Here is an 11580-nt window from a genome sequence, read left to right as displayed (position 1 = left end):
TCAAACTCGCCCTCGACGTCGCAAGAATCGGCGTCTGGGAACTCGACCCGCAGCGCCAGATGACCGAGGTCGACGACCGCATCGCCAGCTTCTTCGGCCTCGACGAAGCCGGCTGGCACCCGGCCACCCTGTTCTATGACCACATGCCCGAGACCGACCGCGCCCGGGTGCAGGAAGAAGTGCAGCACGCGATCGGCGAAGGCGGCCGTTTCGACGCCAGCTTCGAGGTCATCGCGACCGACGGCACCCGGCGCATCCTGCGCGGCGTGGGCCAGCAGCGTCCCGGCCTGGGCGATCGCGGCGGGCGGCGCCTGATCGGCGTCAACCTCGATGTCACCGCCGAGGTCGAGGCCGCGCGCCTGCGCGAGCTGATGCTGCGCGAGATGAACCACAGGGTGAAGAACCTGTTCTCGATCATCTCGGGGATGCTGCGGCTGGCCGCGCGCAACGCCGACACCCCCAAGGACCTGGTCGACGACGTCAGCCGCCGGATCTCCGCGCTGGCCCGGTCGCACGACCTGACCCAGGGCGGGCGCGACGGCATCCAGCTGGGCGAGGCGATCGACGCCGCCATCGCGCCGCATCTCGAGGGGCACGAGGTCGTGCTCGACGGTCCGGAGGTGTCGATCTCGGCCGGCCAGCTGACCTCGCTCGCGCTGATCCTGCACGAATGGGCGACCAACTCGGCCAAGTACGGGGTGCTGGGGCCGATGCCCGGGCGGCTTCAGATCCAGTGGGACAGGACCCACCAGCCGGCAAGCGAAGAAAAGACCAACGAAATCCGTCTTGAATGGAACGAATTCTTCGATGAGGCGTTGGAACAGTCGAGCGAAAGCGAGTCCGAAGGTTTCGGAACCACCCTAGTGCGTCTCTCGGCCGCCCAGCTCAACGGCAGGATCGAGGTCGACGTCAACAAGACGCGACGGACAAGCAGGTTGGTCTATGACGATGGCGAGCAGAAATCATAAGGGCGCAGTGCCCGTGGAAAGGCCTCCGGGCATCCTTGTGGTCGAAGACGAGGCGATCGTCGCGCTCGACCTCCAGTGCATCCTCGAGGACATGGGCGTATCGGTGATCGGGCCCTGCCCGTCGGTGGCGTCGGGCATGTCGGCGGTGGAATGGCGCAAACCGGACGCGGCGATCCTCGACGTGCAACTGGCAGACGGCGAGGTCTACGCACTCGCCGATGCGCTGCACGCCGCGCAGGTGCCGTTGATCTTCCATTCGGGCCACGCGGATTCCGCGCAGCTGTCCAAGCGCTACCCCGGCGCGCGATTCTGCCCCAAGCCCTCCTCGGCGCACGATATCGAAAGCTGCGTCGCCGCCCTCATGGCCTGACCTGTCCGGTGCGCGCGCCCGTCGCGCGCGCCTCCCCCCCCCAGACATACCACAGATATCCGCCGTACTCCCGCCAGTGGCGGCACGCCCGTGGCGCATCGCTGGCGGACCCGCAGGCCCGCCCGATTGACAGGCGTCAACCCCTGCCTTTCATTGTTCCCCAAATACGCAGCCGCTCTCTCCGCCGTACCGGTCCGCACCGGGGCCGGGCCCTTGTCGGAACCCGCCCCCGAATGACCACCGCAGACGGCGGCGAAACGCTCAGCGCAGGAAGTTGTCGCGCAGCAGTTCCACCACCTCGCCCGAGCGTCCGCCCAGCACCGCGCGCAGCCCGAACATCGCCGTGCCCGCGACCTGCCCGGCCTCGATCTTCGGCGGCATCACAAGCTCCATCCGGTTCACCTTGACGTCCAGGAGCGCCGGCCCCTCGGCCGCCAGCCAGGCGCGCATCGCCGTCTCCAGCTCGCCCGCGTCCTCGACCCGCCAGCCCTGCATCCCGATGGTGCGCGCCAGCGCCCCGAAATCCGGATTGGTGAGGCCGGTGAAGCTGTCCAACAGCCCCTCGACCCGCTGCTCCATCTCGACAAAACCCAGCGAGGCGTTGTTGAAGATCAAGAGCTTCACCGGAATCTCCTCCTGCACCAGTGTCAGGAGGTCACCCATCAGCATGGTCATGCCGCCGTCGCCGCACATCGCCACGACCTGCCGGTCGGGATAGGCAAGCTGGATCCCCAGCGCCTGCGGATAGGCATTGGCCATCGTCCCGTGCAGCAGAGAGGTAAGGAACCGCCGCCCGCCGCGCGCGGTCAGGTGCCGAAGCAGCCAGACCATTGGCGATCCGCCGTCGGCGGTGAAGATCGCGTCCTCGCCCGCCATGCGGTCGAGCATGTTGGCCACGTGCTGCGGGTGGATCAGCGCGGGGTCGGGCTCGTCCCCCTCGTCAAGGTAGGCGGCGCGATCCTTGCCCCACTGCTTCTGCGCAGCGCCCAGGTGGCCCGCGTCGGATTGCGACGACAGCCGCGGCAACAGCGCCTCGATGGTCGCCCCGACATCCCCCACGAGACCGAGGTGCACCGGGTGCCGCCGGCCCAGACGCGCGGCGTCGATGTCGATCTGCACGATCTTCGCTGCCTCGGGGTAGAACTGGGTATAGGCGAAATCGGTGCCGAGGCAGATCAGCAGGTCGCAGCCCGCCACTGCCTCCATCCCCGCCTTGTTGCCGAGGATCCCGGTCATGCCGACGTTCCAGGGGTTCTCGGGCTCGATGAATTCCTTCGACCGGGTGGTGTGGACGATCGGCGCGCCCAGCGTTTCGGCCAGCGCCTTGACCTCGCGTTCCGATCCGCGCGCGCCGATGCCCACGTACAGCGTGACCTTGCGCGCCCCGGCGACCAGTTCGGCCAGCCCGTCAAGCTCTGCCTCCGAGGGCCGGGTCACGGGCGCCGGACGATAGACGCCCCAGGGCAGGGCATCCTCCGACGTCTCCTTGAACATGTCGCCGTTGACGATCACCACCGCGACGCCCCGGCGGCTGAGGGCCGCCTGCGCCGCCTGCGCGACGATCCGGCGCGCCTGGTCGGGATGGCTGATCCGTTCGCAGAAGACCGAGGATTGCTCGTACACCTTCTTCTGGTCGACCTCCTGGGGAAAGCCCAGCCCCTCCTCCGTACGGTCGACGTTGGAGGCGATCAGCACCACCGGCGCGCCGTTGCGATGACTTTCGAAGATGCCGTTGACGAAGTGCAGCGACCCCGGCCCCGTGGTCCCGGCACAGACCGACAGCTCCCCCGTCATGTAGCTCTCGCCGCCCGCGGCCAGCGCTCCCACCTCCTCGTGCCGGACGTGAACCCAGTCGAGGGGAGAGCGGCGCACCGCGTCGGTGAAGTGGTTGATCGTGTCGCCGACGATCCCGTAGACGCGCCGCGCCCCGGCCTGGACCAGCGCATCGGCGACGATTTCGGAAACGGTAACTGCCATGTCTCAGGCCTCCTTCTGATGGGACTCTGTGCTTTCGCGGGCCCGCTCCAGCACGATCCGCGGGGCGAAGCTGTCGGGATCGGCCGCGCGCCACCAATCGGCGTAGATCGTGTCCTCGGGCGCCTCCAGCAGGATGCCCTCGGGCAGGAACGGGTAGATCGTGTCGATCGGCTTGGCCTGGGTCACGCCGACCCGGTGGACAATGTGATGCGGCTGCAGGTCGGTCGGATGGGTCACCCCCGCCGCCGCCACGATATCGGCCAGCGCGTCCAGCGTCTTGCCGTGGAACCGCGCGGCACGTTCCCCCTGCACCGACGGGATCAGGCCGCGCTGGCGGGACGGATCCTGCGTCGTCACCCCGGTCGGGCAGGTGCCCAGATGGCAGCGCTGCGCCTGGATGCAGCCGACCGAGAACATGAAGGCCCGCGCCGCGTTGCACCAATCGGCGCCGATCGCCATCGAGTGGGCCAGCCCGAACCCCGAATAGACCTTGCCCGACGCCGCGAGGCGCACCTTGTCGCGCACCCCGCCCCCGACCAGGGCGTTGCGCATCAGCACCAGCCCGTCGATCAGCGGCATGCCGATGCTGTCGGACAGTTCCAGCGGCGCCGCGCCGGTGCCGCCCTCGCCGCCGTCCACCACGATGAAATCGGGGTAGATCCCGGTCTTGCGCATCGCCTTGACCATGGCGAAGGCCTCGTGCGGCTGACCGATGCACAGCTTGAGCCCCACCGGCTTGCCGCCCGAGAGGTCGCGCATCCGTGCCGCGAATTCCATCATCTCGCAGGGGGTCGAGAATTCCCTGTGCCCGCGCGGAGACAGGCAATCCTGGCCCTCGGGCACCTTGCGGGTCTCGGCGATCTCTTTCGTCACCTTGGCGCCGGGCAGAAGGCCGCCGTGGCCAGGCTTCGCGCCCTGGCTCAGCTTGATCTCAGTCATCTTGACCTCATCGCGGCCGGCCTGCTCCTGGAAGAGGCCGGGGTCGAAACGCCCGTCATCGTCACGCGCGCCGAAATAGCCCGAGCCGAGCTCCCACACGATGTCGCCGCCGTGCTTGAGGTGGTATTTCGACAGCCCTCCCTCACCCGTATCGTGGTAGAACTCGCCCTGCTTCGCGCCGATGTTCAGCGCCTCGACCGCGTTGGCCGACAGCGCGCCGAAGCTCATGGCGGAGATGTTGAAGACCGAGGCTGAGTACGGTTTCGAACACTGGTCGTTGCCAACCGTCACGCGCGGGCGCTTCTCGGGGTTCTCGGCCGGCGCGATGGAATGGTTGAGCCAGAGGTATTCCTCGGCCTCGGTGTCGCGCTCGGTCCCGAAGGGGTGGGTGTCGGTCTCGCCCCGCGCCCGGGCATGCACGAGGTTGCGCGCCTCGTAGGGGAAGGGTTTCCCCTCAAGGTCGCCCTCGACGATGTAGGCACGCAGGAAGGGGCGCAGCTCGTAGGCGAGAAAACGGAAACGGGCGGCGACCGGGTAGTTGCGCAGGATGGTCCAGCGCCGCTGGCCATAATCGTAGACCCCCAGCGCGATCAGCGGCAGCGTCAGCACCAGGATCAGCAGCCACCAGGCGCTGACCGCAAGGCCGAGCGCCAGCGCGACGAGTGTCAGGACGATTGAAGCGATCGGCACGATCGCCCGCTTGATCAGGTTCATGGCCGTTCTCCCCCGCCGGGCGCCCCCGATGGGCGTCTGGCCTATGAACCCACGTCGGCGCGGGCATGTTCCGCGACATAGCCACACGGAAACGCGAGCGCCCCCGCCGATCCGCGGGCGCCCCGCCGGCGCGCCCGCGCCGGGATGGAAAAAAACGTGCTTGCGGCGCGACGGAACCCCCGCTGCCGCGCGTTGTTCAGAAAGCCGCCGCACGGCGCAGGAAACCGCGCGAACCAGAAAATTCCGAGGGACAAGACAATGACCGTCTTCTTCAACCGTTACAGCACGCCACTGATCGCAGGCCTCTTCGCGGTCTCGCTGATTTCGGGCATCGCGCTCTTCTTTCACTGGGGATCTGCCTATTTCCATTCGATGCACGAATGGCTGTCGATGGTGCTGATCGCGCCCTTCATCCTGCACCTGTGGAAGAACTGGCGCCCGCTGCTGCGCTATCTGCGGGGCGCGCCCTTCGCGATCGCGATGGGGCTGTCGCTGCTGGCGGCGCTGGCCTTCATCGTGCCCACCGGCGGCATCAGCGGCGGTCCGGGCCGGCGCTCGGGTCCGCCGCAATTCGCGCTGTCGCAGAAGGTGATGGGCGGCACGGTGACCGAGATGGCGGCGGTGCTGGACGAAACCCCCGAGGGCCTGACCGCGCGGCTGCAGAAGGCCGGCTTCATCGTCAGCGACCCGGAACAGAAGCTGTCGGACGTGACCATCGCCTCGCAGAAATCCGACGCGCAGATGGCCGCCGCCCTCTCCACCCCGTAAGGCACCCTGTCCCGTGGGATGCGCCTTGCGCGCCCCCCCGGAACGCTGGCCCCGGTGGCCCCGGTGGCGCCGGGGGTGCCGGAGCTCAGTCCTTCTTCATCGCGGCCAGCAGCGCCTCGCCGAACCCGCCGGGACGGTTGTCACGCCCGGAATCGGGGTTGCCCGCCTTGCCGTTGCGGTGCCCCTGACCGCCATGGCCGCCCTTGCCGCCACTGCCGCCACCGGGTTTGCCGCCGGATCTGCCCGTCGGCTGCCCCTTGTCGCCCCCTCTTGCGCCCTGTCCGCCCTGCCCGCGGGCCTGCGCAGCGGCATCCTTGCGCATGCTCAGGCCGATGCGCTTGCGCGGCACGTCGACCTCGGTCACCCGGACCTGCACCACGTCGCCCGCCTTGACCACCTCATGCGGGTCCTTGACGAAGCGGTCGGCCAATTGGCTGACGTGGACGAGGCCGTCCTGATGCACGCCGATATCCACAAAAGCGCCGAAGGCCGCGACGTTCGTCACCGTGCCCTCCAGCCGCATCCCGGGCTTGAGGTCCTTGATGTCCTCGACCCCGTCGGCAAAGGTCGCCGTCTTGAACTCGGGGCGCGGGTCGCGGCCGGGTTTCTCAAGCTCTCCGAAGATGTCGCGCACCGTGGGCAGGCCGAAATCCTCGGTCACGAATTGCTCCGCCCGCAGGCCCTTCAGCGCGCCCGACGCCCCCATGATGGACCGGATGTCGCGTCCGCAGGCCTCGACGATGCGGCGCGCCACATCATAGGCCTCGGGGTGGACTGACGAGGCATCGAGCGGCTCCTTCCCGTCGCGGATGCGCAGGAAGCCCGCGCATTGCTCGAACGCCTTGGGCCCGAGGCCCGCCACCTTCAAAAGCGCCTTGCGGGTGGGGTAGGAACCGTTCGCGTCGCGGTGATCGACGATCGACTGCGCCAGCGATGGCCCGAGGCCCGCGACCTGCGCCAGCAAGGGCGCCGAGGCAGTGTTCAGATCCACGCCCACGGCGTTCACCGCATCCTCGACCACGGCGTCGAGCGCCTGGCTGAGGCGGCGCTGATCGACGTCGTGCTGGTACTGGCCCACGCCGATCGACTGTGGCGTGATCTTCACCAACTCGGCCAGCGGGTCCTGCAGCCGCCGCGCGATCGAGACCGCGCCGCGCAAGCTGACGTCGAGACCGGGGAATTCCTTCGCAGCCAGTTCCGAGGCCGAATAGACCGAGGCCCCTGCCTCCGACACCACGACCTTGGTGGGCGCCGGGCCATCCCCGGGCAGAAGTTTCAAAGTCTCGGCCACCAGCTTTTCCGTCTCGCGGCTGGCGGTGCCGTTGCCGATGGCGATGAGGCCCACGCCATGACGCCGCACCAGTTCGACAATCTTGGCCTGCGCGCCGCGCACGTCCATCTTGGGCTGGAACGGGTAGAGTGTGGCAGTCTCCAGCAGCTTGCCGGTCGCATCCACCACCGCGGCCTTCACCCCCGTGCGGATGCCGGGATCAAGGCCCAAGGTTGCCTTAGCGCCCGCCGGGGCCGCCAGCAGCAGATCCTTGAGGTTGCGCGAGAAGACGGCGATCGCCTCCTCGTGCGCGCGCTCGCGCAATTCGCCCAGCAGGTCGACGTAGAGCGAGATGGAGAATTTCACGCGCCAGGCCCAGCCCGCGACGCCGCGCAGCCAGGCGTCGCCCTTGCCCTCGCCCCGCGTGTCCAGCGTGGCGGCGATCGCCGCCACCGCCTGCGGCGCGCCGGTCTCGGGGTCGGGAGCGATTTCCATCGTCACAACCTCTTCCTTGGCCGCGCGCAGGATCGCCAGCGCCCGATGCGAGGCAATGTCGGACCATTTCTCGCGGTGGTCGAAATAGTCGCTGAACTTGGCGCCCGCTTCCTCCTTGCCCGGCACGACCTTCGCCGTGATGAAGGCCTCGCGGCGCATGAAGTCGCGCAAGGAGCCCACCAGCTTCGCGTTCTCCGAAAGCTCCTCGGTCAGGATGTCGCGCGCGCCGTTCAGCGCGTCCTTCACCGTGGCGACGGCCTCGGTCAGGTAGCCCGCGGCCAGCGCCTCGGGGTCGGCGTTGCGGTTGTCCTGGATCGCGCGGAGCAAAGGCTCCAACCCGTTCTCGCGGGCGATCATCGCCTTGGTGCGGCGCTTGGGCTTGTAGGGAAGGTAGATGTCTTCCAGCACCGCCTTGCTGTCGGCGCCCGCGATCGCGCGGGCCAGATCGTCGGTCAGCTTGCCCTGCTCGGTGATCGACTTCAGGATCGCGGCGCGCCGCGCCTCCATCTCGCGCAGGTAGGTCAGCCGGTCGGCCAGCGTGCGCAGCTGGGTGTCGTCAAGGCCGCCGGTCACCTCCTTGCGGTAGCGCGCGACGAAGGGCACCGTGGCGCCGCCATCCAGAAGGCCGACCGCCGCGCTCACCTGTTCGGGGCTGGCCACGATCTCGGTGGCGATGGTGCGGGCGATCCGCTCGGCGGTTCGGGTTTCGGCGTCGGTCACGTCAGCCTCCTGTCAGGACGGACACCCGTTCTAGCCCCCCGCCCCGGGCGCCGCAACAGCGCCCACTCGCCCCCCACCCCCCGCCGGCACGCGCCCGCCGGCAGGCCGGCCATTGCAGAGCGGGGGCGAGAACCCTAGATCTAGACCGAACCCCCGCGCCAAGCCGGCAGGATGCCGGCCATGATGCGCCACAAGGACGGTCCGCGACTTTACTTCCCGGGCCGCATTCCCTAACCAAAGCCACGCGTCGTTGCCCGAGGACCCAGATGATCCAGACCTTTCTTGGCCGGATGCAGGACAAGCTTCTGTGGCGCCTGTTTTCGGAAAACTTCCGCCAGCAATGGCCCTGGTACGCGATCGGGATGATCTTCATGCTGGGTGTCGCGGGGGCCACCGCGGCCTCGGCCTGGATCATGAATTCGATCGTCAAGTCGCTGACCCCCGGCACGCCGAAGGAAGAGGTCTACATGGTCGCGCTCTCGGTGGCGCTGATCTTCACGGCCCGCGGGGTGGCGACCTACCTTCAGTCGGTGTTCATGGCAAAGGCGGGCAACAGCGTCGTCGCCTCGCAGCAGCGCAAGATGTACCACCGGATGCTGCGCCAGGGGATGAGCTTCTACTCGACCCAGGGGTCGGGCGACATCATGGTCAGCTTCACCCAGGCGGCGCAGTCGGCGCGCAACGTGATCGACACCATCGTCTCGGCCCTGGTGCGCGACCTTTTCACCCTGTTCGGCCTGCTGTGGGTGATGTTCTCGCAGCAGCCGATGCTGTCGTCGATCTCGATCCTCGCCATTCCCTTCGCCATCCTTGCCATGCAACGCCTGCTGAAGGCGGTGCGTGACATCGTGACCCGCGAACTGGCGTCGATCTCCAAGATCATCGAGATCCTGACCGAGACGACGATCGGCATTCGCGTGGTCAAGGCGTTCTCGCTCGAGGACCGGATGATGGTGATCATGGATGACGCCATCCGCCGGGTGGAGCGGATGTCGAACAGGATCGCCAGCCTGCAGGCCGCGACCATGCCGCTGATGGATTTCCTGTCGGGCTTCGCCATCGCGGGCATCCTCGCCCTCAGCGCCTCGACGCTGTTCGGGGTTCAGATCGTGACGTCCCAGGGGCAGCTGATGTCGTTCCTGACGGCGCTCATCATGGCCTACGAACCGGCCCGCCGGATCGCCCAGATGCGCGTGCAGCTTGAGACCGGGATGGTCGGCGTGAAGATGATGTACACGCTGCTCGACGCCCCGATCACCATGGACGAGAAGGCGGACGCCCGCCACCTGCCGAGCGGCCCGGGCGAGATCACCTTCGAGGGCGTGAACTTCTTCTACTCACAGGACGACCCGGTCCTGCGCGACCTGAACCTGACCTTCCCGGCGGGCAAGACCACCGCGCTGGTCGGTCCCTCGGGCGGCGGCAAGACCACCCTCGTCAACCTGATGATGCGGCTCTACGACCCGACCTCGGGAAGGATCTGCATCGACGGGCACGACATCAGCGAAGTGACCTTCGCGTCGCTGCGCGAGAAGATCGCCTTCGTGGGCCAGGAGACGTTCCTCTTCAACGGTACCGTGTTCGAGAACATCTCGCTCGGCCGCAAGGACGCGACCGAGGAAGACGTGATCGCCGCCGCCAAGGATGCCAACGCCCACGACTTCATCATGCGGATGCCGCAGGGCTATCAGTCCAGCGTCGGCGAGAACGGCCGCAACCTGTCGGGCGGACAGCGCCAGCGTCTGTCGATCGCCCGCGCGATCCTGCGCGACGCGCCGATCCTGCTGCTCGACGAGGCCACCAGCGCGCTGGACGCGGAAAGCGAACACGCGATCCAGCAGGCGCTGATCCGCCTTGGCGAAGGGCGCACCACGATCATGATCGCGCACCGCCTGTCTTCGGTGCTGCGTGCCGACGAAGTCATCGTGATCCAGAGCGGCGAAGCGGTCGACCGTGGTAGCCCCAAGGAACTGGTTGCGCGAGAGAATTTCTTCAAGAAGGCTTACGATCTGCAGACCGAGGCGCTCTGAGCGGGGGCACGGACCGCCGATCTGCATGAAAGGCATTTCCCGCGCCCTGCCCTTTACGGGCAGGGCCGGTTTCGGTTGTATTGGGAACGGGTGATGAAGATGGGGTTCGGCAAGGTGACAAAGCGGCCGCTGAGGGGCATCTCGATCCTCAAGTTCGCCCTGCCGGCCTTTGGTATCCTGCTGCTCGTGGCCGCGCTGGCCGGCTACAAGCCGCGGCCCGATTTCCTGTCCGGCGACGACGGCGCGGTGCAGGTGAAGCCCAGCAACACCGCCCACCGGGTAACCTATACCAGCCTCACGGGCACCGACGGCACGCTGGTGGTCGATGCCGCCCAGGCGGTCAGCGACGGCAGCCAGGCCGACGTCATCCACGGCACCGATACCATCGCACGGTTGACGACGACGCGTGGCGACGTGATCGTGCTGACGGGGAACAGTTCGACGATCTGGACTTCCCAGGACCGGGTTCTGACGAAAGGGGCGGCGCGGATGGACACCAACAGGGATTTCAACGTCACGGCCGACAGCCTGACCGCCAACTTCGACGCGGGCACCCTGCAGGCACGCGCCAACGTCGTTTCGGTCTCGAGCTATGGCACGATCCACGCGGCGCGGCTTGACGCCCGCCGCCTGGGCAGCGGGGCGGGGAAGGACGGTGGCGCCGAACAGACCGCTGCCCCCCGCGCAAACAGCGATTTCGTCGCCCGCTACAGCGGCAACGTCCGGTTCCACGCCTGCCCCGGGTGCAAGGAATGAGTCGCGCGACCCTCGCCGCGCTGGCTGTTTCCGCGGCCCTGTCAGTGGCGCCTTTGGCCGCCGCGCGGGCCGACACCAAGGTCGCCCTGACCCCGCAACCCGACATGACGCACCAGCCGGTCAACATCACCTCCGAGACGCTGACCGTGAAGAACGCCGACAACAAGGCGGTGTTCGAGGGCAAGGTGGTGGTGACGCAGGGCAAGATGACGCTCAAGGCGCCGCGGGTCGTGGGGCATTTCCATTCGGACCCCGCGACGGGCAAGCGCAGCCTGACCGAAATCGACGCGACCGGCGGGGTGTTCTTCGACGACACCGCCGAACAGGCGACCGGCCGCACCGCGCATTACGACGTGAGCTCGGGCAAGGGGACGATCCTCGAGGAGGTCACCCTGAACCAGGCCGGCAACGAAAGCCACGGCGACCGGCTCGACTTCGACACCGTCAGCGGCGAAGGCGTCATGAAGGGGCGGACCTCGACCACCTTCCAGCCGAATTCCAACTGACGCGCGGGGTACGTCCGGCCTTTCGCCGGCGCCGCTGCGCGCCTCAGGCAGGGCGGATGCAGGCACC

General features: G+C 68.0%; 9 protein-coding genes. 6 read left to right on the top strand and 3 right to left on the bottom strand.

Going from position 1 to position 11580, the window contains the following annotated elements:
- Both CVV76_RS02250 and CVV76_RS02245 read left to right on the top strand, forming a co-directional pair.
- A partial coding sequence (locus CVV76_RS02250; RefSeq protein WP_332888524.1) for a sensor histidine kinase occupies positions 1-968 on the top strand: 968 nt, incomplete at its 5' end.
- A 13-nt stretch (positions 969-981) separates the two neighbouring features.
- Entirely contained in the window at positions 982-1338 is a 357-nt protein-coding gene (locus CVV76_RS02245; RefSeq protein WP_233192684.1) for a response regulator, read from the top strand.
- 261 nt (positions 1339-1599) lie between these two features.
- Here CVV76_RS02245 and CVV76_RS02240 read toward each other — a convergent pair whose 3' ends face one another.
- The gene (locus CVV76_RS02240; RefSeq protein ID WP_102222995.1) at positions 1600-3315 is read right to left on the bottom strand and encodes a thiamine pyrophosphate-dependent enzyme; all 1716 of its coding nucleotides are present in this window, start codon (positions 3313-3315) and stop codon (positions 1600-1602) included.
- Between the two features lie 3 nt (positions 3316-3318).
- Positions 3319-4968 carry an FMN-binding glutamate synthase family protein gene (locus CVV76_RS02235; protein WP_102222994.1) on the bottom strand — a complete coding sequence of 550 codons (1650 nt, stop codon included), beginning with the start codon at positions 4966-4968 and terminating at the stop codon, positions 3319-3321.
- 258 nt (positions 4969-5226) lie between these two features.
- Here CVV76_RS02235 and CVV76_RS02230 point away from each other — a divergent pair, with 258 nt between their 5' ends.
- Positions 5227-5736, top strand: coding sequence for a DUF4405 domain-containing protein (locus tag CVV76_RS02230; protein WP_102222993.1), 510 nt, complete (start codon positions 5227-5229; stop codon positions 5734-5736).
- Between the two features lie 85 nt (positions 5737-5821).
- Here CVV76_RS02230 and CVV76_RS02225 read toward each other — a convergent pair whose 3' ends face one another.
- Positions 5822-8221, bottom strand: coding sequence for a Tex family protein (locus CVV76_RS02225; protein WP_102222992.1), 2400 nt, complete (start codon positions 8219-8221; stop codon positions 5822-5824).
- 266 nt (positions 8222-8487) lie between these two features.
- On the opposite strand from CVV76_RS02225, the gene CVV76_RS02220 reads away from it, so the two are divergent.
- The 3 genes from CVV76_RS02220 (at position 8488) to CVV76_RS02210 (ending at position 11513) form a co-directional block, all read left to right on the top strand.
- The gene (locus CVV76_RS02220) at positions 8488-10251 is read left to right on the top strand and encodes an ABC transporter ATP-binding protein (RefSeq protein ID WP_102222991.1); all 1764 of its coding nucleotides are present in this window, start codon (positions 8488-8490) and stop codon (positions 10249-10251) included.
- 93 nt (positions 10252-10344) lie between these two features.
- On the top strand, positions 10345-11007 hold the full coding sequence (locus CVV76_RS02215) for a hypothetical protein (protein ID WP_146010230.1): 663 nt from the start codon (positions 10345-10347) through the stop codon (positions 11005-11007).
- Positions 11004-11513, top strand: a complete 510-nt coding sequence (locus tag CVV76_RS02210) for an LptA/OstA family protein (RefSeq protein ID WP_102222989.1) — start codon at positions 11004-11006, stop codon at positions 11511-11513. Before CVV76_RS02215 ends, CVV76_RS02210 begins: the two co-directional genes overlap by 4 nt.
- Positions 11514-11580: the final 67 nt, after the last annotated feature.

The sequence above is a fragment of the Acidimangrovimonas sediminis genome, from assembly GCF_002871005.1.
GTDB classification, from domain to species: Bacteria; Pseudomonadota; Alphaproteobacteria; order Rhodobacterales; family Rhodobacteraceae; genus Acidimangrovimonas; species Acidimangrovimonas sediminis.
Note: the sequence above shows the minus strand (reverse complement) of the source record. Positions and strands in the feature narration are given on the sequence as shown.

What these genes read in the sequence shown, in the direction of transcription:
- CVV76_RS02240 (WP_102222995.1), bottom strand. Translation starts at nt 3,315, where the DNA reads ATGGCAGTTACCGTTTCCGAAATCGTCGCCGATGCGCTGGTCCAGGCC.
- CVV76_RS02235 (WP_102222994.1), bottom strand. Translation starts at nt 4,968, where the DNA reads ATGAACCTGATCAAGCGGGCGATCGTGCCGATCGCTTCAATCGTCCTG.
- CVV76_RS02230 (WP_102222993.1), top strand. Translation starts at nt 5,227, where the DNA reads ATGACCGTCTTCTTCAACCGTTACAGCACGCCACTGATCGCAGGCCTC.
- CVV76_RS02220 (WP_102222991.1), top strand. Translation starts at nt 8,488, where the DNA reads ATGATCCAGACCTTTCTTGGCCGGATGCAGGACAAGCTTCTGTGGCGC.
- CVV76_RS02215 (WP_146010230.1), top strand. Translation starts at nt 10,345, where the DNA reads ATGAAGATGGGGTTCGGCAAGGTGACAAAGCGGCCGCTGAGGGGCATC.
- CVV76_RS02210 (WP_102222989.1), top strand. Translation starts at nt 11,004, where the DNA reads ATGAGTCGCGCGACCCTCGCCGCGCTGGCTGTTTCCGCGGCCCTGTCA.